A 23541-nucleotide genomic window follows, 5' to 3' on the forward strand; every position below is an offset into this window, starting at 1 on the left:
CGCCGTTGAACAACCCTCTGGGCGGCACTCTGCACTTGATTTCTGTCGTACAAATACAAAAAAACACCAAAACTGTACCCCTTACCAGGTACGGTTCTGGTGTTTTTTTATAGCAGTACGGCTGTCTTACAGCCACAGGCTGGCGATGTAGGTGGCCAGCAGCCCTCCCAGGGACATGAAAACGTTGCCCAGGGACAGGGTTTTCAGCCCGGTCTTCATATCGAATCCCATGCAGTTGGTATAGACCCAGAAAGCGGAGAATATAAATCGGGTCAGGAGCTGAGCCTGACCGCCATTGCGGAACAGCTGGGCATCAGCCGCACCCCCGTACGGGAAGCCTTTCAGACCCTTGCCGCAGAAGGATTGATCACCCTCAGGAAAGACCCTGGGAGCAAACCTGAAAGAGGTTTCTTTTGCTGACGGACCGGTGATCCATTCTCTGGATCATCCCAAAAAGCCAGAAGGAAGTATTGCCATCCTCTACGGCAATCTGGCTCCCAAAGGCGCTGTAGTGAAGAAAGCCGGAGTAAAGCCATCCATGTACCAGTTTACAGGGACTGCCCGGGTATTCAACTATATGGAAGATGCCTGCCGGGCCATCCAGGCAGGGGAGATCCCTGCCGGCACCGTCATCGTCCTGCGTTATGAAGGCCCCAAAGGAGGCCCCGGCATGCGGGAGCAGCACATGGTCACCTCCCTGCTGGTAGGCCGGGGCATGGATGAAAGCTGCGCTCTGATTACCGATGGACGGTTCTCCGGTTCCACTCGCGGTCCCGCCATCGGACACATCTCTCCCGAAGCCGCTGCAGGGGGGCCCATTGCCGCTGTACAGGACGGAGATACCATTACCATAGACATTCCCGGGAGAAAGCTGACCCTGCATCTTACGGTCGAGGAAATCCAAAAACGGTTAACCCAGGTAAAGCTTCTCAAAAAAACGGCAACACCGGCGCTTCAGAAATATGCAGCACTGGTTACCAGTGCCGACCGGGGTGCCATTCTGGAAATTCCCGAATGCCTGAAATAAGCTTCTCAACGACTGACAACATAGAGACCATTTCTACCTTCTTGTCCTGGGTCCTCTCACACCCTGCCCCAATGAACCCGTTCCGGACGGGCTTCCTCCAGGGTCCTGGGCCGCTGTTTCTTGACCTCATGGCCCAGGGCCAGGATGGCTTCCACCTCCACCCCTTCCGGCAGATCCAGCAGCCGTGCCAGATACTGATGGGACGTAAGACACTGACCGTCCGCCCCTTTTTCCCCAGCCGTCATATGACGCACCTGGACCCAGCAGCTACCCAGTCCCAGTTCCGCCGCCTGGAGCATCATGGCCATCATGGCCACTGAAGAGTCTTCCACCCAGGCATGAGATTCCAGTTTCCCCATTACCACAATGGCCGCCGGCGCCTGCTCCAGCATCTGGCCAAAACGGGGTTTGCAGTGGGCCATGGCCTTCAGGATGCCCCGGTCCTCCACCACCAGAAATTCCGTACTGTGCAGGTTCTTGCTGCTGGGAGCCATCAGCCCCGCCTTCACGATTTTCTCCAGATCCTGCCGGCTTACCGGCTGTTCCGTGTACTGCCGCACACTCCGCCGGGCCGCCAAAAGATCAAAAAGTTCCATATGCGTCCCTCCTTTTCCTCTATTATCCAATCCTTTGGCAAAATGAGCAAGGAGGGGCGGATTTTTCTTATCCGAAATCCGCCTGGCAGTATACGCACTTGCCCCCTTTAAACGTCATCTGGGGCACCAGCACCTGATGTCCCGTCATGGTATGGCCGTTGATATCACAATAGGGGACCTCTTTCTTTTTCAGTCGGAACAGCGCCACATCAGCGGTTGTACCTTCTTCCATGGTTCCCAGTTCCGGACGTCCGATCAGTCGGGCCGGGTTTCCAGTGGCACAGTCCAATACCTGTTCCAACGGCATCCCGAAATCCAGGTACTTGGACAAAACCCGGGGCAGGGAATGGAGAGGCTGCAGGAAAAAGCTGGAGGCATTGTTGTCCGAACTGATCACATCCGGGACGAATCCCTGTTCTACGGCCTTCCGAGCCACCTCCAAGTCAAAATTGCTCCGCCCGTTGGAGGCATCAAAGAGTACGCCTCTTTCCCTGGCTTTCCACAGTCCCGGCAGCACCTTCCCCTTTTCGTCCAGACAGGAATGATTTCCCCGGTTCTGGTAAATATGGCAGATCACATCTCCCGACCGCAGCATGGCAGCCACTTCATCCAGGGGCAGAGGACAATCCGTCACATGGACGATGACCCTTGTGCCTGCCTTTTCAGCAATCTCCACAGTCCGCTGCAAAGATTTCCGTGCCATTTCCGGGCCCAGGATTCCCCGGGAAAGCCGCGTTTTAAGGCCCACCAGATTGTCTTCATACCGCTGAAAGAAATCCAGAATCTTTCTTTCATCAAAATACCGGGGATCCAGATTCTCCGGATACTGGTCATTGGACTGTCCGCCGGACGCCACCAGCAGATAGTTCAGGATCCTGACTTCTGCCATGGCCATAATGCTGGCTCTGTACAGTTCATAATTTCCGGTGCCTGCACTCCCGCCGTCCACAGCAGTGGTGATCCCCATGCAGAAAGAGGCGGCATCCCCATTGACACCATTTTCACTGCCCCGGAAACAGTAATGGGTATGATAATCGATCAGACCCGGTGTCACCAGGCATCCAGATGCATCAATGATCTGCCTGTAACCGGCAGAGCCCGCATTTACCGCGGGATAAACGATTTTCCCTTCCACCAGGGCCACATCTTTCCTGATCAGCCGATGGGCTGCCGGATCATAGAGCAGTCCATTCCTGATTAAAAAATCCATATTCAGCACGTCCTTTCAAAAGACCCGGCAGAAAATGTCCTGCCGGGTCTTTTCTTTTATTTTCCGTTTTTTCTGGCCTGGTCGATGGCCTGGAGCAACTGATCCACGATTTCACTGCCCTGATCTTTTCTGACCATGTCATAAACCACTTTGCCCTTGTCCCGCAGCTGGGCAATGACCTGAGGATCCAGAGCGACGATTTCGCATCCCGCATCGATGCAGGTCTGTTTGTATTTCTGGATGCTCTTGTCCGCCCGCCGGTTGCCGTAGGCTGTAGCAGCTGCAGCACATTCATCCACCAGTTTCCGCACATTGTCCGGCAGAGAATTGTACACGTCCTTGTTCATAAAGAAGGTAATGATGTGCCCCACATGGTTGGTTTCCACCACATACTTCTGCACTTCCTGCACATTGTTCCCCACGATGTTCATATAGGGATTTTCTTCCCCGTCAATGGTCCCCTGCTGCAGGCCCATGAACACTTCCGTAAACTGCATGGGAGTTGCCGCAGCTCCCAGAGAATTCCAGTAGGCGATATGATACTTGTTGGTCATCACCCGGATTTTCTGACCCTGGAGATCTTCCAGTTTCGTCACTTTTTTGTTGGTGGTCAGTTCCCGGAAACCGGCGTCCGAATAACCCAGCATCTGGATGCCGCCGGCGTTGCAGTACTGATTCATGACCTTGACAAAAGGCCCATTCAGCACGGCCCGCATCTGTCCTACATTGTCAAACAGGTTGGGCATATCAAAGACCGCATACTGAGGAATGAAGTCCACCAGGTCCGTAGTCATGCCGGTACCGATTTCAATGGAGCCGCTGACCACGGCTTCGGTAAATTCCGTGGTGTTCCCCAGCTGTCCGCCGGGATACAGGTCCACCGTAATCTTTCCGCCGGATTTTTGTTTCAGCAGATGGGCGAATTCTGCGACCATCTGGTAGTTGATGGACGAATCCGCCACGGTCATGGCCGCCCGCCAATGGTATTCTCCCGGAATCTCACTGGGATCCAGCGGCTGGATATTTTTGCCGAATTCGTCAGCATCCGCATCCAGCGCCGTACTGATATTGGAGGCCACCTTGGCCTTTTCTTTGGAAAGTGCGCTGACCAGACCCATGGAAATGCCGGGGATGTTGGTGATCAGCATCAGGGACAGCAGGAATGTAGCCAGGAAAGGAACCGTGGCCCGGGCCAGTTTCAGCATGGGGATCTTGGTCATCCCGGATGCCACAAACAGGTTGATGCCCATGGGCGGAGTCACCATGCCAATGGCCAGGTTGCAGGTCATGATGATCCCGAAATGGATGGGGTCCATGCCCAGTGCTGTAGCTACCGGCACCATAATGGGCGTCAGGATCATGATGTTGGGAATGTTGTCGATGAACATGCCGCAAATCAGCATAATAACGTTCATGATCAGCAGCACCACATACTTGTTGGCGGACATTGCCAGCACCGCCGTACTGATGGTCTGGGGATACCGGAGCAGGGTGATGACCTTGGCAAAAGCCGCTGCTGCCGCAATCACAAAGAGGATGTTCACATAGGTCTTGGCCCCTTCCATGAACACCTTCCCCAGGTCCTGGAACTTCAGGGTCCTGTAGACGAACAGGCAGATGAACAGCCCATAGAACACGCTGATTACTGCTGCTTCCGTAGGACTGCAGATACCGGAATAGATGGTCCCCAGAATGATGACCGGAGTCATCAGGGCAAAGAAGCTTTCCCGGAACAGTTTCCACAGCCCCTGTTCATGGAGTTTCTGATAGCTGGCGTTGAGCTTTTCCTTGTCCTCCCCATGCTTTTTGCAGTAGATCCAGCAGTATCCCATCAGAGAAACCCCGATCAGGACGCCGGGAATGATGCCGGCAATGAACAGCTTGGAAGGCGAACAGTTGGCCGTGGAGGCATACACGATGTAGGAAATGCTGGGCGGAATAATGACCCCCAGCCCCCCGGCCACCGTTACGATGGAGGTAGCAAAGATTTTTTCATACCCCATGGAAACCAGGAAAGGAATGGTCATGGCCCCTACGGCAGAAACCGTCGCCGGAGAAGAACCGGAAATGGCTGCGTAGAACATGCAGGTTGCCACCACCGCACAGGGGAACCCGGCCGTCTTGTTGCCAATGAAATAGCCAAAGAAGTTGAACAGCTTTTTGGAAATCCCGCCCTGGGCCATGATCATCCCGGAAACCATGAACATGGGAACGGCCAGCAGAGTAAAACTGTTGAGCCCGGAAAACATGGCCCGGGCCACGTCACTGATGCCAAAGGTAAAATGGCTGTTCAGCAGATTGGGAGCCGCTGACAGCAGGGCAAACACCCCGCCCACCGGCAGTGCCACAAAAAGGAGGAGACCCAGCAGTGCAAAAAAGAATCCGATATTCATTCTTTTTCCGCCCCCCTTCCCTTTTCCAGATCATTGCCGTTGTCCGCTTCCAGATTCACTTTTCCCTGGAAGACCCGGACCATCAGCTGTGCATACCGGAAGATTCCCAACAGGATTCCAAAAGCCATAATCCGGTAAATATCCGCTACCGGAATGGCCAGAGCCGGACTGGCCTGATGGATCAAATCCGCTTTCTGAATCAGTTCCTGAGTGCCTTTGAACAGATAAGCCAAAAGAAGGATCATCACTCCGTCACAAACAAGTCCCAGGGTTTTCTGCAGACTCTCCGGCATCATAGTGGTAAAGGTATCCACCTTGATGCTCACCCCGTGGCGTACCGCACAGGGCAGGCAGTAAAAAGCCGACAGAGCCAGCAGATAACAGCATATTTCATCCGACCAGGTCAGCGCATGATGAAAACCGTACCGCATGATTACATTGGCAAAGGACAGGCAGCACATCACAGCCAGCATAATGGCCAGGATGAGCAGTTCCAGATTTTTATCAAACCATTTGACCAGTTTCATTTTCTCCTACTCCCCTCTCTGAAGCAAGAATTTTCCGGAAATTTCATACTTTTATCCTATCATCTTGTCTGCTAGCAGTAAACGTGCTAATAATTATAGTGATAAGAAGTAATACTACTAGCAAAGAATGGAAAGGGGCCACATCATGGATATCCAGGTTCTGGAATATATCGTAACCATCGCCGACTGCGGCAGCATCTCCAGGGCTGCTCAGAAACTGTTCATCACCCAGTCCGGACTGAACCAGCAGCTGATCAAACTGGAAAACAGGCTGGGCATCAAAATCTTTGAGCGGGACAATCATCATCTGGAAATCACCCCCGCCGGCCAGCTGATTGTGGACAGCGCCACGGAAATCCTCCGGATCCGCCGGAACACCCTGACCCAGCTCAGTGATCTTCAATCCAGCATCAGCGGCCTGATTTCCCTGGGACTGACCCATGAGCACGGCATCGATGTGTTTACTGCCATTTATCAGCAGTTCCATCAGCGTTACCCCCATATCAACTTTTCCCTGAAAGAAAAAATCGTGGCGGACCAGTACCAGATGCTGGGCCGGGGCTCTCTGGACCTGGGCATTGTCCTGATCAAGAAACTTCCCGCCGAGATCCAGCGCACCCTGATCCGGGAAGATCTGTATCAGGAAGATCTGCTGCTGGGGATTCCTTTGTCCCACCCCCTGGCCTCCCGGGCGGTTCCTCTCAGTGCAGGGAAACCTCTCCGAGTCATTGATCTGCACCTTTTCAAAGATGACCCGTTTGCCCTGATTTTCAAGTCTTCCACCATGCGGCAGGACGTCATTGATCCCTTATTCGAAAAGAGTAGATTCTATCCCCATATCATGCTGGAAACTGCCATGAACAACGCCCTGGCCACCCTGGTCAGCCGTGGCTTCTGCTGTACCATTCTGCCCCATTCCCGGGTCCTGGCCAGCAGTCACCAGGACGAGTGTGCCTGGTTCCGCCTGCTGGAAAATCCCACCTGGTCCGTTTCCGTAGTCCGACGGAAGGATTACCGGCTGGGCGAAGCCACCCGATATCTGCTGGAACTGGCGAAACAGTACGGCCGCTCTATGGAAGAACAGTTTTCCTGTCACAGTCCCGGATACAACCGCTAAAAAAGGCGCTGCCCATTTTCTGCAGCGCCTTTTTCTTATCTCTTTTCCACCGTCTTTGTGGCGATCACATCCGCTCCCAGTCCCAGTACGTTGGGAATCAGCACCGTACCTGCCCTGACCGGCGCCTTTACCTGACATTTCCGGATTTCTTCCATCACTGGAAAGATCTGTTCTTTGGGAATGGCCCCCCGGGTCCGTACGCTGACCAGGGGCAGTTCTCCGCCCTCCACCAGGACGGAACTGGCAATGGTCCGTTTGGGAGCCAGCAGTTCCTGACGGGCATATTCCTCTCCCCGGGAGCACAGGTTCCCCGTTACTTTTTCCAGTACCGGTTTTCCTTCCCGGATTTCATAATCCAGCTGCAGGGTGCACCCATTGGGGCAGACGATGCAGGTCATTTCCTTATTCATCCAGGCTCACCTCGATTTCTCCCTCTGCTGCCATTTCCCTGCAGGGAACCGTCAGTTCAATCATATTGGCCGGCAGCGCATTGACGATTTTCTTTCGGGCCAGTATCCGTTCTCCCTGTTTCACCACCAGCCGGGCATTCCGCTGAGGCTGCCGGACCCGAAGGGACAGCCGGAAATCCCGTTTTCCGCTGACCCGCTGGGGTACCGTATGCCCGATGTTCCGACCGCAGCGCACCGGGATTTCCGCCTCAGGCAGACCGGCTTCCAGGTACTGTCTGATTCCTTCCGCCATCCCTTCCGCTTCCAGGGAAACAAAGTCCACCAAGTCATGGACATGGAGCACGTTCCCCGCAGAAAACAGGCCGGGGACCGTGGTCTGGCAGAACTCGTCCACCAGGGCTCCCTGGGTGTGGGGATCCAGTTCTGCTCCGGCTCCCAGGGTCAGTTCATTTTCCGGGATCAGCCCCACAGAAAGGATCAGGGTATCGCAGGGGATTTCCTTCTCGGTGCCGGCAATGGGCCGCAAATGGCCGTCCACCTGGGCCACCACCACGCTTTCCAGCCGGTCCCGGCCCCGGATATCCGCCACCGTATGGCTGAGATACAAGGGGATATTGTAATCATGGAGACACTGTTCGATGTTCCGGGGCAGCCCGCTGGGGATGGGATTGATTTCATAGACCCCTTTCACATGGGCCCCTTCCAGGGTCAGCCGACGTGCCATGATCAGGCCTATGTCCCCGGACCCCAGGATGACGATTTCCTTCCCGGGCATCCGGTTCTGCAGATTGATGTAGGCCTGGGCCACACCGGCTGTCAGCACCCCTGCCGGCCGGGTCCCCGGAATGGCCAGGGCTCCCCGGGTCCGTTCCCGGCATCCCATGGCCAGTACAATGGCCCTGGCCTGGACCAGCACCATGCCGTCTTCATGGGCCGCATAGACTTTATGATCCGGCGTAATCTGGATCACAGTGGTATCCGTCACAAAGGGGATCTTCCGCTCTTTGACCTCCTGGATGAACCGGTCCGCATATTCCGGACCGCTGAGGGTTTCCCCGAACCGGGTCAGTCCGAATCCGTCATGGATGCACTGTTTCAGGATCCCTCCCAGCTGGTGTTCCCGTTCCAGGATCAGAATGTCTTTGACTCCCAGGTCATACAGCCGCACCGCTGCCGCCAGTCCGGCAGGCCCGCCGCCGATGATGACCACGTCCGCCTGGCGGAAGGACTGCCCTTTCTCCGCTTTTTTCACTGCTTCCATGCTTCATTCCTCCCCCTGTTTTTCAGGCCGCACTTCTCCCGTGAACAGCCATCCGCCTTCCCGCTGGTACCGCAGTTCTTCCGGTGCCATGCCCAGTTCCTGTTCCATCAACTGGGTGATCCGGGTCTGGCAGTAACCGCCCTGGCACCGGCCCATCATGGAACGGGTCCGGTTCTTGATGCCCGTCAGGGTATGGACCCCCAGCGGGTTGTGGATGGCCTGGAGGATCTCTGCCCGGGAAACATTTTCACACCGGCAGAATACCTGGCCGTAATCCGGATTTTCCCGGATGGCTTCTTCCTTTTCTTCCAGGCTCATCTCCGCAAAACGGCGGATCGGTTTTCTCACCGGGTCGAAATCCTGTTTTTGGGCAATGGACCGGCCCTCATTTTCCGATTCTCCCACCAGGATGGCCGCCACTCTCCGTGCCAGGGGAAGTGCTGCCGTGACCCCGGGAGATTCGATGCCCACCAGGCTGACCGTATGGGGAATGGACGGATCCGTCATGATCCGGAAATCCATGGGTTCTTTGGTGACAGGATCACAGTTCCGCCAGCGGATGCCTACAAAGTTCCGGATGAAATACTGCCGTTCCATTTTTTTGAACATTTTCCGGCCATCCTGAAACAGCCGGTCCAGGCTCTGCTGCTGGTTGGCATAATCTTCTGGTCCCTCCGTGGTATACCAGTCCGGCCCCACCAGGATATTCCCGTCCACCGTAGGAGTGGCATGGGTCACGAAACCGCCCCGGTCATTGGGTGCCGGGTACACCGGGGTCTTCAGGAAAGCCCCGGCCTTTTTATCCAGCACGTAATATTCTCCCTTGGTCCCGATCTGAGGGACTTCCGGATACCCCATCAGCTGCCCGATTTTCACCGCATAGGCTCCGGCACTGTTGATCACCCAGCGGCTGCACACCATGCCCCGATTGGTGACAATCTGATATACCTTTCCTTTTTCCGTCCGGCCCAGCACCTGCTGCTGCCGCGGACCATCCAGGCCTTCAATGCCGATCACCCGGGATCCGAACGAAAACCTGGCCCCGTTTTTGCAGGCATTTTCCGCCAGCCCGATGGTATACTGCATAGGGTCCAGGATACCGGAAGCCGGTACATACATGGCAAAATTTCCTCCTGCATTGGGCTCGATCCGGTGCATTTCCTCCGGATCCACCATCCGGATGCCCCGAACCCCGTTGGCTTCCCCATTGGCCTTGAACCGGAGGATGTTCTCCCGGTCATGGTCCGTAAAGCCCACTACCAGCTTGCCGGTCCGTTTAAAGGGGACCCCCAGTTCGGCGGCCACCTGGTCGAATTCCTGGTTTCCTTCCACGGAACATCTGGCCCGGAGAGTCCCCAATTTATAGGTGAACCCGGCATGGAGCATCCCCGTATTCCGGCTGGAATTCCCGGTTGCCACATCCAGTTCCTTTTCCAGCACCAGGATCTTCAGATCGTACCGGGACAGTTCCCGGGCTATGGCACAGCCCACCACACCGGCACCAACAACAACTGCATCATACAATTCCATTTTCCATCTCTCCCATCAGAACAGAATACCCTTGGCAGTCAGGCATACGGCAATCACAAAAATCAGCCACAGCGGACCGCCAATTTTCACATAATCACTGAATTTATACCCGGCCGGCAGGATCTGCATATTCACCGGTGTCCCGATCGGCGTGGCGATGGCCATGTTGGAGGCAATGGCAATCAGGATGATGAACGGTGCCGGACTCAGACCCATGCGCTGGGCCAGAGGGATATAAATAGGGGCCAGCATGGCGGATACCGCCACATTGGACATGAACAGGGTCAGGAAGCTGCCCAGGACGAACATTACGCAAAGGATGACCTGCAGAGAGGCATCCTCCCCGCCAAAGAAGGCCAGGGTCTGTTCCGCAATCAGCTTTCCGGCACCGGTCTTCTCCAATGCCACCCCCAGGGTAGCGATAAACCCCACCGTCAGCAGCACATCCCAGCCTATATTTTTTAACGTGGTCTTGTAATCAATGGTCTTCGTCACAAACAGGATGGACGCTCCAATCAGGGCCACATTGGCAATGTTCAGGTATTTGTTGAACGGGGCAAATCCACACAGGATGAATCCCAGGATGCACAGCAGCAGGGTGAATACGGAAATCACCTGTTTCCGGGTGGATGCCTGAGGCACATTGTCCAGTTCTTCTGAACTCTGGGCAAATACATTGCCGTCATCAAAATGGGGAGAGCCGGGCTTCAGGGTTTTCTTGGTGATGGTATACCCTATGGTAGCGAAATACAGGACCATCAGTGCATCCACCATCCACATGACGGACGTCATATCGAAAACACCCATACCGGTTTCAAACCCGGGTACCTGCATCAGGAAACTGTTGGCCGTATTCTGGGAAGTGGACCCTACCAGGGTGGTGGCCCCGCCCACGATACAGGCAATGCCGGCGGGCATGATCACCATCTTGGACCGGATTTTCCCCTTGGAACCGGCAGCCACCGCCGCAATGATAGGCATCCACATGGCAATGCAGCCCGAATCGCTCATAAATGCGGACATCAGGGTACAAACCACAACCACCATCACGGTAAAAATCCGCTCGCTCTGGAAGATTTTCATCTTGCTCAGGGTAATCCCGATTTTCTGGGCCACCCCGGTCTGGAACAGGGCATCCCCCACAATGGTCATCCCGGCAATCATGTACACCGGAGCTGTCCCAAACCCGCTGTAAATGGCGGACAGCTTCACACTGGGCAGACAGATTCCCATGGCCAGGGCACACAGCACTGAGGTAAGTGCCATGGGAAACACCCGGCCGATGAACAGGATCATGGTTACCACCGCAATGATCAGGCAGACTGTAATTTCACTCATGTTACCGCTCCTTCCCCATTTCGCAAAATCTTTTCCGCTTGCTCCGCCGTTCCGGCAGAGCCATCTGCCTGTTATCATAGAGTATTCTGAATTTTACCGTCAATTCATTTGGAGCATCCGGCGAGGATTTGCCAATCGGGCGGAAAATACGGATACGATTCCGCAGTTTTTCCCTGGAATTTACAAAATGCTCTTTCTGGCGTATGATGGAATTAACTCCATTTTTCAGGAAGGAAGCTCATGATGACACACTGTCTGTATTATGCCTACTGGGGCGATCACAATGTGAATCCCCGTCCCCATCTCCATGACCAGCTGGAAATTTACATCAGCCTGAACAATATTGGTGATTTCTTCCTGCAGGAAAAGAAATATCCGCTGCAAGTGGGCAGTCTCTTCCTGATCCATCCTTTTGAAATCCATCACGGTTTCTGCGGTGCCAATGAAACCACCAACCGCTATGCCATCCGGTTTCCTTTGGGAATCCTGAAACAGCTTTCCACGGCCGATACCGATCTGGAAACCCTGTTCCGGACCGCGCCCCAGTCCATCCAGCTGACCCACCAGGAACTGGCCCAGGTCAGCGGACTGATGGAAGGGTTGCTCCAGCCGGCTCCCAACCGCTTTGCCCAGGATATCCAGCAGAACCTTCTTCTTTTCCAGTTCATCCTCATCCTTGCCCGCATCCTGCACACCAGAGAGCCGGCCCGGCAGCCCGGTTCCGGAGAATACAACGGCCTGGTCCAGCAGATCCTCCAGTACATCCATGGCCACTACCGGGAAGAAATTTCCCTGGAAGAACTGTCCGCCCATCTGTATGTGAGCAAATCACGGCTGTGCAAAGTGTTCCGGGAGCACACCGGCTTCACCATCGGGAACTATCTGACCATGTACCGGCTCCAGACAGCCTGCTCCCTGTTGGAAAAAGGTGAAAAAGTAAAGGAAGTGGGCAAAGCCGTCGGGTTCCGGACCTATACCCACTTTATCCGCACATTCACCAGCAAACTGGGCCAGCCGCCCAAAAAATTCATCCGGGAGCATATGTAAAAGGGGGGCTGTTGCTCACGCAACAGCCCCCCTTTATTCCTCCAGCATCAGCGTTCCGGAAGCATCGAAGGGCACCTTCTGATACGCTCCGGCCAATTCTCCCTTACGGGGATCCAGGCTCTCCGCCAGGGCCCTGGTGGACCAGATATGGCGCAGGTCACCGCTGCTGTTGATGATGCAGAGTTTCAGGTCTCCCGGCGCAATCCGTCCCGCCGCCTTGATACAGGCTTTGAACACCAGCTCATCCGTATCCATGGTGGGCGGAATCCGGGCCGTGAAAGGTTTCATCCCGGTAAGGGCATTCACCACCGTCATCTTTTCATCCACCGCATCCCGCAGCCGCCGGCTGATGAAATCCCCCATACCGATGCCATTGCCATTTCCTTCCGACTTGGCCGTCAGAGACAGGATGCCCAGTTCCGTTACATCCGGACCCACATTGGGCCGGTTGTTGATGGGCCGTCCCACCACCGCCGGATCCATCCCCGTCCCGGAGATTTCCTTGCCCAGTTTCCGGCAGATCAGTACATCCATATGGGCAAAGGGAATCCGGGGCACCATTGTCTTCGCCCGTTCCAGGATTTTTGGTTCCTCCTCCCGGATTTCCTCTTTTTTCAGCACATAGACGTCAGCCAGCTGGTCATACCCGTTTTCTATGGCAGCGATCCCGCCCACCACTTTGGCATGATCCAAGGCAGTCAGTCCCACCCGGGCCATATTGTCATTGAGATAATCCGTCCCCAGACTATGGGTCATGGCCGCCCCCACATGCTTGGCCAGACCGATGGCCAGCATCTTCACCAGACCGCTCTGGTACCGTCCATAAATGGACGTATGGGTTTTCACCCGGTTCAGCAGCAGGATGCCGTCTGCCTCCCAGGCATTTTTGTCCAGATACACGGGCAGATCCAGTTCCGTCCGGGCAATCTCCACCACCTCCATACTGGAAATGATGGGGGCTCCCACACTGTCTTCCGTAATGCCCAGATTCCGCAGCACTTCCACCTGGCCCTCTACCGTAGCTCCCCCATGGCTCCCCATGGCCGGGACGATGAAAGGCACAGCACCCTTTTCCTTCAGATACCGGACCGCAGCCCGCATCAGAGCCACGTAATCCGCAATGCCCCGACTGCCTCCCGTGATGGCGATCCGCTGCCCCGGAAGCACCGGCAGATCCTTCTCCCGCAGTCGTTCCAACAGCATTTCTTCCGGATTCTCCAGCCGGGTCCGGTCAAAGATCGTCCGGATCTTCACCACCTCCGGGATTTCATATCCCTTCAGCATATCTTCCAGTGAACTCATGACAGTTCCTCCTTCCTGCAAAATTCCGATTCCACAGCAGGTCCAGTATACCATGGAAGAATTTTCCGAAAGTACTGTGACCGGGGAAAATCCTGACAAATCGTGCAAAAAAAGCTGTGGAAGCAGCCAGTCCCCAAGGGGTCCCTGCTTCCACAGCTTTTCTATTTCTGCCTCATTCCGTAATCACTGCCACGCATTCCACTTCCACCAGGCCTCCCAGAGGCAGCCTGCCGATCTGGACACAGGATCGGGCGGGGAATCCTTGCTTGAAATAAGACTGATAGATTTCATTGACTTTGCCAAAATCATTCATATCCTGCAGAAAGATCGTTGTCTTGACGATCTGATCATAACAGGAACCGGCCGCTTCCAGAATGGCGCCCAGATTCCGCATGGAACAATGCGCCTGTTCTTCCAAGGAAGCCGGCATTTTCCCTGCCGCCACATCGATGCCCAACTGACCGGAAACGTAGACAGTGTCCCCGGTTTTGATTCCCTGTACATAAGGCCCCACTGCTGCCGGAGCTTCTGGGGTATTGATGATTTCTCTCTTCATCATTTGATCACCTCTTTGCCTTTCTTCCGCAGGACCGTCCCATTCCGTCTGCCGGTATGGTTTCCTTCCGACACTTCCAGTACCCCGTTGACCATGACGTATTCAATGCCTTCCGGATACTGTGCCGGATCTGTGAAGGTCCCTTTGTCGATGACCGTGTCCGGATTGAAAACGGTGATGTCCGCATAATTTCCTTCTGCAATCTGTCCCCGTTCCTTGATATTGAAGGCATCTGCCGGTTTGCCGGTCATTTTGTACACAGCCTGTTCCAGGGTCAGTGCTTTTTCTTCCCGGACGTATTTGCCCAGGACTCTTGGAAATGCACCATAGACCCGGGGATGGGGTTTGCCGCCCAGCAGCCCGTCCGTGCAGACGTTCATTTCCGGACGTTTCATAAAGAGCTTCACATGGTCTTCCGTCCCATAGAAGTCCACCATCCCTACGGCATTTTCTTCGTCCCGGAGCAGATCAAAGGTGGCATCATAAGGGTCCTTTTGCCGCAGCTCACCCAACTGGGTCAGGGAAAGCCCCACCGCATCCTTGTTTTTCTCCGTCTTTACACTGGTGACATAGATATTGTCCAGCCCGGCGAAATCCACAAAATTGTCCCAACCGGGAATCCCGTGCTCAATATCATAGACCATCTTTTTTCGCAGTTCCGGATCATTCAGCCGTTCGATCACCTTGTTGGTGCCGCCGTCATGGACCCAGGGCGGCAGGATGACCCCCAGCATGGTACTGCCGGCCACATAGGGATACTGGTCATAGGAAACATCGATGCCTTCTTTTTCGGCTTCTTCCAGCAGCTGCACCATCCCGTCGATTTTATCCCAGTTTTTCCGGCCGCAGACCTTGAAATGGGAATAATGGATCTTGACCCCAGATTCTTTGCCGATCCGGATCACTTCTTTCATGGAATCCAGGATGGTATCCGCTTCACTGCGCTGGTGGATAACGAACCGGCCGTCATATTCAGCAACCACTTTGCACATTTCCACCACTTCTTTGGTCTCTCCGTATGCACAGGGCATGTAGATCAGACCGGTGGACAGCCCAATGGCTCCGTTTTCCATTTCCCGGCGGACGATTTCCTTCATTTTTTCCAGTTCCACTTCGGTAGGCTGCCGGTTGTCCAGTCCCATGGCTTCCATCCGCACATTCCCATGAGGAACCAGGTAGCATTCGTTGGGACCGGGCTTCACCCCTTCGATCATTTTCAGATAACCAGCAGTGTCTTTGTAGTGATAATCCACCTGGTCACTGTCCCCGTCCAGACCGGCCAGATTTTTCCGCCAGGGGCTGATGTACTGTTCCGGCAACGGCGCCATGGAGATACCGTCCTGCCCCAGGATTTCCGTGGTGATGCCCTGCATGACCTTGGGCTTCACTTCCGGATCCACCAGGATCTGCAGGTCACTGTGGCTGTGGGTGTCGATGAAGCCCGGTGCCACCGCCAGCCCTGCCGCATCAATGACTTCCATGGAAGGATCCGGAGTGACTTTCCCGATTTTTACGATCCGGTCTCCTTCAACCAGGACATCTGCCTGATAGGGCTTGGCCCCGGTTCCATCCACTACCATTCCATTCTGAAATAAAATCTTTGCCATGGATCTTCCTCCTCTTTCATTCCTGATCCAGCTGAATTTCCGGAGCTGCCGGTACACCATTGGCTCTCTGGAAATGCGATACCACAAAAATCACGATGAATGCCACCAGTCCGCCAGGGACCACGGCGCTGAGCCCATAGGGAGAATGGAGCCCATAGATCCAGTAAGCGGCTACAGCCGTCCCGGAGAGAATGGACCAGAAACCTGCACTCTGGGTCACATTCTTACAGAAAAGTCCGCAAATAAAAGCGGCAAAAGGCCCGGCACTGCGCAGTGCGAAACAGCTCATCATCACGGCGATGATATTGGAAGAGGTCAGTGCCACTCCCAATCCGACCAGGCCCACAATGGTCATCACCACTTTGGACACCCAGATTTCTTTCTTGTCATCATGGACGCCATGCATGATGTACGGGCGGTACACATCATTGGTGAACATGGTTGCCGTCCCGATCATATTCCCAGAAGCCGAGCTGATGGTTGCCGCCACTACGGCAGCCAGGATGATCCCCGCCACAACCGCCGGAGCAAAGCGCATGGTGGCATCCGCCAGGGCATTTTTCTGGGGCCCGGCCGCATACCCGTCGATACAGGTGTAGGCCATCAGCCCGATAATGGCCGGAACGATGGCATAAACAGCGGACAGCATCCCCGTGATTACGGATCCCACTTTGGCCGTACGCCCGTCTTTTGCCGAACAGTAGGTCTGTACGATTTCCTGCCCTGTGGGAAAAGTCATGCAGTACATGGCGATATACCCTATGATGGTGGGCAGTCCGATTTTCGTCATGCTCAGGAGATCCATATTCTGTCCCTGAGACCCCTTAATGGCAGCAGCTTTGGCAAACAGTGCGCTGAATCCGCCCACTTCCGGATTTTCCGCCATGACGAACATGGCAATGGCCATCCCGATGGTGATGAACAGCACATGCATCATGTTGGCCGCCGCCACAGACGCAAACCCTCCGATCATCGTATAAACGATGACCACGCCAGTAGTGACAATGGCTGCGGTCTGGAAGCTCAGCCCGGTGATTACATTGATGATGGAAGCCGTTGCGATGATCTGTGCCCCGGTAGCCATAAACAAGGCCGTAATGGAAGTAAAAGCGGTCACAATATGGGAAGGTTTCCCATACCGGGTCCCGATGATCTGCGGAACCGTGGAAGCAGCCGCACGCCGGAAGTAAGGGGCAATGAACGACACAAGGATGAAACCGATCCCCCCGGCGATTACATACCAGCTGGCAGACAGACCATACTGATACACATTGGTCGCAATACCAGTGGTACTGGCCCCGCCGGTATTGGCCGCAAACAAGGTTCCTGCCAGAGCCAGGGGACCAAGGGATTTCCCGGCCATCAGGAAGTCTTCATTGCTTTGAGAAGCTTTTTGTTTGGCTTTCCGTTTGGAAACCACCAGGCCAATTACAATGGTCATTGCCATATAGAGGAGAATGATCATCAGGGCCGTTATCTGCTTAGAACTCATTTTTCCATCTCCTTCCAAAACGACAGCCTGCGGAATCCTGGCAACCATCCGCTCTGCAGCATCCGCAGGCTGGACTCTCTCTTATTTCATCAGAGCTTTCATCACTCCGTAATAGCAGTCCGTCACTTTGATCAGCTGATCCACTTCCACGTATTCGTTGACTGTATGGGCCAGATTTTCCTGGGACGGTCCCAGGCCAAAGGTCTTGATGCCTGCCTCTCCAGCATAATGGCTGCCGTTGGTGCAGAAATTGTACTGGGTCACTTCCGGAGCATACCCCCGTTCTTCCAGTTCCTGTTTCACGGCCTGGACAAAATCAGCATCCTTGGCATACAGCCAGCCCGGGAAGAACCGTTCTCCTTCGATTTCCGCACCGGTGTAGCATTTTTCTTTCCCCACCGCATAGGAAACCTTCACTTTCAGTTCAGGATCTTCCGCCATCAGTTTTTCCAGCAGTTCCTGGATGGGTTTCAGCACACTTTCCTTGGTTTCCCCCACCAGCAGCCGGCGGTCATAGGAGGCCTTGCAGTATTCCGGAACCACGGAAGCACCGGGATACGGTTCAGATTTGATATCCACCAGCTCCAGGATTCCTTTGCCCAGGACAGGATGTTCCGGCGGCACCAGGGTACGGATGGCCTGGATTACCCCGGCCATTTTATAAACGGCGTTGATGCCTTTTTCCGGATTGGCACTGTGGCAGGGTTTCCCAAAAGTTTCCACCACAATTTCCGCACGGCCCCGCTGTCCCACTTTCAGATTGCACCGGGAGGCTTCCCCGATGACCACGATATCCGGCTTCACATAGTCACTGATGGAACGGGAAGCCACTCCTTCAAAACATTCTTCGTGGACCACCCCGTCCACATAGATTTCTCCGGCAAAACCCCGGTTGGTGTCTTTGGCAAAGGCAATGGCGGCTGCCGTATACCCGGCAATGGCTCCCTTCATGTCCGTGGTTCCCCGGCCATAGATCTTTCCCTCATGGATTTCCGCTCCAAAAGGAGGATGGATCCACTCTTTTTCATTGGTCACCGGCACCGTATCCATATGACCATCGAACAGCAGCTTTTTGCCCGGACGTTTGCCCTTGATGCAGGCAATGAAATTCCCGTATTTGTCCACATGGATGGAATCAAATCCATTGGCTCTGCAGACTTCCTCCAGCACTTTGGCAGGCCCGTCTTCATGGCCGGAATAACTCTTCTGCTGTACCAGTTTCTGACATAAAGCGATGGCCTGTTCCTGGGTTTCTTTATTGATCATTTTGCATTCCTCCTGTAACTGTATACTGTTATTTTCTGGGATACGTTCCATCCCAAACGATGTGCCGATAATTTTCCTGATCCGTTGCTCCTTCCGTGCTGAAGAACAGGATGCGGGAATCCTGATCCAGCTGAAGCTGTTCCTTCAGAGAATGGAGTTCCGGATTCCGCAGGATTTCACTGACCGCCCCAAAGGCAGCGGCTCCGCTTTCCCCGGAAATCACCCGGGGATCCCCGCCTGCCGGATTGCCCAGGATCCGCATTCCCTGGGCGGCAGCATAATCCGGGCAGGAGAGAAAGAAATCTGCATAATCCTTCAGGACCTGCCAGCCGATGCTGCAGGGTTCCCCGCAGGCCAGTCCGGCCATGATTGTCCGCATGGATCCGGTGACCGGATGGAGTTTTCCGTCATGAGCCCGGGCGGTCCGGAAAAGACAATCGGCCGCATTGGGTTCCACAATGGCAATGATGGGTTTTTCCGATCCATACAGAGAGGAAAACAGTCCGGTAATAGCGCCTGCCATGGATCCGACCCCTGCCTGGAGAAAGATATGGGTGGGCTTTTCCGGCAGCTGCTCATAGGCTTCCAGTCCCATGGTCCCGTACCCCTGCATAATCCAGCGGGGGATGGATTCATACCCTTCCCATGCCGTATCCTGGACCATGACCCAGCCCTTTTCCTCGGCCTGCCGGTTGGCCAGGCGGACTGCATCATCGTAATTCAGATCTGTAATGGAAGCCTCTGCCCCTTCAGCCCGGATATTCTCCAAGCGTTCCCGGGCGCTCCCTTCCGGCATATAGACCACCGACTTCTGCCGGAGCTGCCGTGCCGTCCAGGCTACCCCCCGGCCATGGTTTCCGTCCGTAGCCGTCACAAAGGTAATGTCTCCCAGTGCTTTGCGGGAAGCTTCCGCAGTCAGGAACCTGTAATCCACTTCCTCCATGGGTTTTCCCAGCCGGTCTGCCAGATAATGGCCCATGGCATAGCTTCCGCCCAGAACCTTGAACGCATTCAGCCCGAACCGGTAGGATTCATCTTTTACATAAATATTTCCTACCCCCAGTTCCCTGGCGGTTTCCTGAAGACAGGCCAGAGGCGTTTCCTGATAGACAGGAAAACTCTGATGGTAAGCTTTGACCTTTTCTTCCACCGGCTTGCTGAGAAAGGTCAGATCTGTTTTCTGTGTTCCATGGTCCAAAGCGACCATGGCAAATTTCTGTTCCATATGACGACCCCTTTCTGTTGATTCGCCTTTATATATTGCAAATACCGTGCCAACTTTTTTTCGTTTTTTCTCTACACAGAAAAAGCACAGATAAATTCCGGGATCTCCCCCGTTTTTATCTGTGCCAGATGCAATTTTCACCCCGCCTGTCACTCTGCAGGGGTTTTATTTTTATCATTTTGATAAGTATTTCTTCTCATTTTGAGAAAATTTCTCATTATAAGAATTTCTATTTTACAGTCCGTACTGCTGGATCTTCCGGTACAGGGTTGCCATCCCGATACCCAGTTTCCTGGCCGCCATGGCTTTCCCGGCCGTATGGTTCCCGCATTGGAGAAGGGCCTGCCGGATGGCATTCTTTTCCAATTCCCGCAGAGAAAGGATCTGTCCCGCCCCGGTTTGTTTTCCAGGACCATTTTCTGTCGGCGCCGCTGCTTCCCGGCTCCCGGTACGGATATCTTCCGGCAGCATGGAGACATCCAGCGTCCCATCCTCGCCCATGAGATTCACCATGTATTCCACCGCATTTTCCAGTTCCCGGACATTCCCCGGCCACCGGTACCCCTTCAGGGCATCCATGACCTCTTCCGTGAGACGAGGTGCCTTTTTCCCGAATTTCCGGGCAAACCGCTGACTGTAGAAAAGGGTCAGATCTTCGATATCTTCCAACCGTTCCCGCAGAGGAGCCACCCGCAAAGGGATCACATCCAGACGATAGTACAGGTCTTCCCGGAACCGCTTCTCCCGGACCATTTTCTTCAGATCCTTGTTGGTGGCCGCAATGACCCGCACATCGATATCCATCAGCTGATTGGATCCGATCCGTACAATCTTCCGTTCCTGGAGCACCCGCAGCAGTTTGGACTGGAGATACAGGGGCATGTCCCCGATTTCATCCAGGAAGATGACCCCTTCATTGGTCAGTTCGAATTTTCCCATCCGTCCATTGGGATCCGCTCCGGTAAAGGCCCCCTTCACATAGCCGAACAATTCACTTTCCATAATGGATTCCGGGATGGCCGCACAGTTCAGGGCAATGAACCGCTTGTCCCGCCGGTCGCTTTCCCGCCAGATGGACGTGGCCACCATTTCCTTCCCGGTACCGCTTTCGCCGGTGATCAGCACCGTAGAGGTACTGCGGGCCACCTTGCTGATTTCTTCCTTCAGTTTCAGGGTAGCCGGACTGGAGCCCAGAATGCTGGTTTTGTCCACCGCCGGCAGTGCTGCTGTTTCAAAATACCGCTCTTTGATTTCCCTGCTGCGGTAAAAAATCAGGACGCTCTGGTAATCCCGGGTTGGCTGCGGCACCGGCAGATAGGTCCCCATGAGCCGGTACTGCCGTCCCAGGGCCGTCAGGCTGTATTCCGTATATTTGGCCAGATTATCCCCGGTGGCTTCCAGAAAAATCCGCTCGCCGGCCAGGTTGGGCGTTTCCAGTTGTTCCATGGCAGCCCGGTTGCAATCCGTCACCCGAAAATCCTTCCCCAGGATCAGGATTCCCTGCTGGATATGCTCCAGGGTGGCATTCAGGGTGCTCAGCAGTGCTTCCCGCTGAAGAGCCCGTTCCCGCTCCATGGCTTTGACGGAAATGAAGTCGGCAATCTGTTCGATCAGTTCCAGGAACAGCGTTTCATTTTCCAGGATATGCAGTTTCTGTTCCCGGCTGCTTCCCACCAGGCCGATGACCCCGATGGGATGGCCTTCCGCCAGGATCGGCATGGCCAGTTCGATTTCTTCCGGACAGTTGAGAAAATTGGGACAGCCCTGGCAGACCAGTTCTTCCCCGGGCTGGTAAATGACCCTGCGTTTCCCGGTTTCCAGTACCTTCCGGTACACATGGCCTTCCTGGGCCATACTGGCATCCACCCCTGCCGCGAACATGCCGGTCCCGGCGACCCGGTACAGGTTGTCGTCCACCACTTCCACATCCACCCCGGCGATTTTCGAAATGATCCCCGCGTAAGAAGCCACCGTCCGCTGGATGTTCCGGAGCCTGGACCGGATTTCGTCCCCTGCTTTTTCCATAGAGAATACGCTCCCTTCTCTTTCGCTGCCCTTATTCTACTGTTTTTTCTCAAAAAGAGAAAGGGTGCTGCTGCACCGCCCCCCGCTTTGTAAAATTTGCGTAATGTTTTTGTGAAATATATGTAAATCTCTTTCTCTTTTTCGTGTATAATAATTTTTATACACAAAAACTTTAGGAGGAGACTCATCATGTGGAAAAAATACCAAAGTATACCGTTGATCTACAAAATGGTAACAGGCATGGTGCTGGGCATCCTGGCCGGCTGGTCCATGGGACCTGATGCCGTCTGGTTCCAGCCGCTGGGGAAATTTTTCCTCACCTGTCTCAAATGCATCGCCATGCCGCTGGTCATCGTAAACCTGATCGCCGGCATTTCCAATCTGGACAGTCCGGAATCTTTCGGTCGTATCGGCGGACGGATCATCTTCTATTACATTGCCACCAGTGCCGTGGCCATGGTGGTGGGTATGGTCATTTCCCTGATCATCCAGCCCGGCGTCAACCTGCCTCTGGAAGGGACCTACAAAGGGGTCGTGGGTGAACTGCCCACCATCAGTTCCACTCTGCTGGCCCTGATTCCCGGCAACGTGTTCAAAGCCATGATGGAAGGCCGGTTCGACCAGATTGTCTTCGTCAGTGCCGTCACCGGCATCGCTCTCCTTCTGCTGCCGGAAGCTCCCCGGAAACGGCTGGCCACTTTCTTCCAGGATATGTCCGACCTGATGGGAAAGGTGGTATCCATTGTGATGATCCTGGCCCCCTATGGGATTTTTGCCCTCATTGCCGTTTCCGTCGGCAAATACGGCAGCAAGATCTTCGGCACCCTGGCCAAATACATCGGCAGTGTGTACCTGGGGATCTTTGCCATGTGTTGTCTGTATGCCACCCTGGTATTCCTGTTCACCCGGATTACACCCCGGGAATTCTTCCGGAAAGCCAGCCGGATCATGGTCACCGCTTTCAGCACCTGTTCCAGCACCAGTTCCATCCCCATCAACATGGCCTGTGCGGAAAGCCTGGGCGCCCCTAAAAAAGTGTACTCCTTCACCATTCCTCTGGGTGCACAGATCAATAAGGACGGAACCTGCGTCTGCCTGACCACGGTATTTATTATGACGGCCCAGGCCATTGGTGCTCCGCTGGATCTGGGACTGATGCTGAAAGTGCTGATCCTGGGCCTGATCCTCACCACCGGCAGCGGCGCCGTGCCCAGCGGTATGCTGGTCATCCTGGCCATCCTGTTGGAAAGCCTGGGATTCCCGTTGGAAATCGTGGGTCTTGTAGCCGGTGTCCACGCTTTCAACGATATGGGCATGACCATGATCAACTGCCTGGGAGACCTGGCCGGAACGGTGATCGTAGGGAATGCGGAAAAGAAACGGATAAGTGCCTGAGAAAATGAACGGCCACAAAACAACACCATCCTGTTTGCCAATCAGGCAGACAGGATGGTGTTGTTTTGTCTGTATTATTTTGTAGAAGCCTTGATCAAAGCCTTAAAGAAGCCCATGCAGATTTCTGTATCACAGAATTTCTCTTTGTCCATGATGAATATAAAGAAGATCTTGCATACTTTTCCTACCATTTCCCTTACAATTTTCACTCACTTCA

Annotated in this window: 20 protein-coding genes and 1 pseudogene; 5 read left to right on the plus strand and 16 right to left on the minus strand. The window is 54.5% G+C overall.

Going from position 1 to position 23541, the window contains the following annotated elements:
- The first annotated feature begins 279 nt into the window (after positions 1 to 279).
- A complete protein-coding gene (locus tag ACFER_RS12030; RefSeq protein WP_411674877.1) occupies positions 280 to 420 on the plus strand; it encodes a GntR family transcriptional regulator in 141 nt (46 codons plus the stop codon).
- Between the two features lie 7 nt (positions 421 to 427).
- Positions 428 to 1027 carry an IlvD/Edd family dehydratase gene (locus ACFER_RS10120; RefSeq protein ID WP_049763468.1) on the plus strand — a complete coding sequence of 200 codons (600 nt, stop codon included), beginning with the start codon at positions 428 to 430 and terminating at the stop codon, positions 1025 to 1027.
- 56 nt (positions 1028 to 1083) lie between these two features.
- Here ACFER_RS10120 and ACFER_RS10125 read toward each other — a convergent pair whose 3' ends face one another.
- The 5 genes and pseudogenes from ACFER_RS10125 to ACFER_RS10140 all read right to left on the minus strand — a co-directional run bounded on the left by ACFER_RS10125 (position 1084) and on the right by ACFER_RS10140 (position 5753).
- On the minus strand, positions 1084 to 1623 hold the full coding sequence (locus tag ACFER_RS10125) for a nitroreductase family protein (RefSeq protein ID WP_012939307.1): 540 nt from the start codon (positions 1621 to 1623) through the stop codon (positions 1084 to 1086).
- Between the two features lie 67 nt (positions 1624 to 1690).
- Positions 1691 to 2833 carry a metallo-dependent hydrolase gene (locus ACFER_RS10130; protein ID WP_012939308.1) on the minus strand — a complete coding sequence of 381 codons (1143 nt, stop codon included), beginning with the start codon at positions 2831 to 2833 and terminating at the stop codon, positions 1691 to 1693.
- Positions 2834 to 2889: 56 nt separating this feature from the next.
- On the minus strand, positions 2890 to 3951 hold the full coding sequence (locus tag ACFER_RS12035) for a TRAP transporter substrate-binding protein (RefSeq protein ID WP_349681827.1): 1062 nt from the start codon (positions 3949 to 3951) through the stop codon (positions 2890 to 2892).
- A pseudogene (locus ACFER_RS12040) lies at positions 3943 to 5226 on the minus strand (TRAP transporter large permease); the annotation flags it as partial. The pseudogene ACFER_RS12040 and the gene ACFER_RS12035, both read right to left, overlap by 9 nt.
- A complete protein-coding gene (locus tag ACFER_RS10140; protein WP_012939310.1) occupies positions 5223 to 5753 on the minus strand; it encodes a TRAP transporter small permease in 531 nt (176 codons plus the stop codon). The gene ACFER_RS10140 and the pseudogene ACFER_RS12040, both read right to left, overlap by 4 nt.
- A 145-nt stretch (positions 5754 to 5898) precedes the next feature.
- On the opposite strand from ACFER_RS10140, the gene ACFER_RS10145 reads away from it, so the two are divergent.
- The gene (locus ACFER_RS10145; RefSeq protein WP_012939311.1) at positions 5899 to 6870 is read left to right on the plus strand and encodes a LysR family transcriptional regulator; all 972 of its coding nucleotides are present in this window, start codon (positions 5899 to 5901) and stop codon (positions 6868 to 6870) included.
- Positions 6871 to 6905: 35 nt separating this feature from the next.
- On the opposite strand, the gene ACFER_RS10150 is transcribed toward ACFER_RS10145, so the two are convergent.
- Genes ACFER_RS10150 through ACFER_RS10165 form a run of 4 tightly spaced genes read right to left on the minus strand, consistent with a single transcriptional unit; the run spans position 6906 to position 11409 of the window.
- Positions 6906 to 7280: a DUF1667 domain-containing protein gene (locus tag ACFER_RS10150; RefSeq protein ID WP_012939312.1), complete on the minus strand. Its 375-nt coding sequence runs from the start codon at positions 7278 to 7280 to the stop codon at positions 6906 to 6908.
- Positions 7273 to 8541, minus strand: coding sequence for an NAD(P)/FAD-dependent oxidoreductase (locus ACFER_RS10155; RefSeq protein WP_012939313.1), 1269 nt, complete (start codon positions 8539 to 8541; stop codon positions 7273 to 7275). Before ACFER_RS10155 ends, ACFER_RS10150 begins: the two co-directional genes overlap by 8 nt.
- 3 nt (positions 8542 to 8544) lie before the next feature.
- Positions 8545 to 10071: an NAD(P)/FAD-dependent oxidoreductase gene (locus tag ACFER_RS10160; RefSeq protein WP_012939314.1), complete on the minus strand. Its 1527-nt coding sequence runs from the start codon at positions 10069 to 10071 to the stop codon at positions 8545 to 8547.
- Positions 10072 to 10086: 15 nt separating this feature from the next.
- A complete protein-coding gene (locus ACFER_RS10165; RefSeq protein ID WP_012939315.1) occupies positions 10087 to 11409 on the minus strand; it encodes an SLC13 family permease in 1323 nt (440 codons plus the stop codon).
- Between the two features lie 240 nt (positions 11410 to 11649).
- Here ACFER_RS10165 and ACFER_RS10170 point away from each other — a divergent pair, with 240 nt between their 5' ends.
- The gene (locus tag ACFER_RS10170; RefSeq protein WP_012939316.1) at positions 11650 to 12456 is read left to right on the plus strand and encodes an AraC family transcriptional regulator; all 807 of its coding nucleotides are present in this window, start codon (positions 11650 to 11652) and stop codon (positions 12454 to 12456) included.
- Between the two features lie 33 nt (positions 12457 to 12489).
- Here ACFER_RS10170 and ACFER_RS10175 read toward each other — a convergent pair whose 3' ends face one another.
- From ACFER_RS10175 to ACFER_RS10205, 7 genes are all read right to left on the minus strand, one after another.
- Positions 12490 to 13758 carry a nickel pincer cofactor-dependent isomerase, group 22 gene (locus ACFER_RS10175; protein WP_012939317.1) on the minus strand — a complete coding sequence of 423 codons (1269 nt, stop codon included), beginning with the start codon at positions 13756 to 13758 and terminating at the stop codon, positions 12490 to 12492.
- A gap of 172 nt (positions 13759 to 13930) precedes the next feature.
- Positions 13931 to 14314 carry a RidA family protein gene (locus ACFER_RS10180; RefSeq protein ID WP_041666742.1) on the minus strand — a complete coding sequence of 128 codons (384 nt, stop codon included), beginning with the start codon at positions 14312 to 14314 and terminating at the stop codon, positions 13931 to 13933.
- Positions 14314 to 15921, minus strand: coding sequence for an N-acyl-D-amino-acid deacylase family protein (locus ACFER_RS10185; RefSeq protein ID WP_012939319.1), 1608 nt, complete (start codon positions 15919 to 15921; stop codon positions 14314 to 14316). The genes ACFER_RS10180 and ACFER_RS10185 overlap by 1 nt, the downstream gene beginning before the upstream one ends.
- Before the next feature lie 16 nt (positions 15922 to 15937).
- Positions 15938 to 17413: a sodium:solute symporter family protein gene (locus tag ACFER_RS10190; RefSeq protein ID WP_012939320.1), complete on the minus strand. Its 1476-nt coding sequence runs from the start codon at positions 17411 to 17413 to the stop codon at positions 15938 to 15940.
- Between the two features lie 81 nt (positions 17414 to 17494).
- A complete protein-coding gene (locus ACFER_RS10195) occupies positions 17495 to 18679 on the minus strand; it encodes a YgeY family selenium metabolism-linked hydrolase (RefSeq protein ID WP_012939321.1) in 1185 nt (394 codons plus the stop codon).
- A 28-nt stretch (positions 18680 to 18707) separates the two neighbouring features.
- The gene (gene dpaL / locus ACFER_RS10200; protein WP_012939322.1) at positions 18708 to 19904 is read right to left on the minus strand and encodes a diaminopropionate ammonia-lyase; all 1197 of its coding nucleotides are present in this window, start codon (positions 19902 to 19904) and stop codon (positions 18708 to 18710) included.
- 234 nt (positions 19905 to 20138) lie between these two features.
- On the minus strand, positions 20139 to 21929 hold the full coding sequence (locus ACFER_RS10205; RefSeq protein WP_012939323.1) for a sigma 54-interacting transcriptional regulator: 1791 nt from the start codon (positions 21927 to 21929) through the stop codon (positions 20139 to 20141).
- A 189-nt stretch (positions 21930 to 22118) separates the two neighbouring features.
- Between ACFER_RS10205 and ACFER_RS10210 the strand changes: the two genes are divergently transcribed.
- Positions 22119 to 23324, plus strand: a complete 1206-nt coding sequence (locus ACFER_RS10210) for a dicarboxylate/amino acid:cation symporter (RefSeq protein WP_012939324.1) — start codon at positions 22119 to 22121, stop codon at positions 23322 to 23324.
- The last annotated feature ends 217 nt before the right edge of the window (positions 23325 to 23541 follow it).

Source organism: Acidaminococcus fermentans DSM 20731 (assembly GCF_000025305.1).
GTDB classification, from domain to species: Bacteria; Bacillota; Negativicutes; order Acidaminococcales; family Acidaminococcaceae; genus Acidaminococcus; species Acidaminococcus fermentans.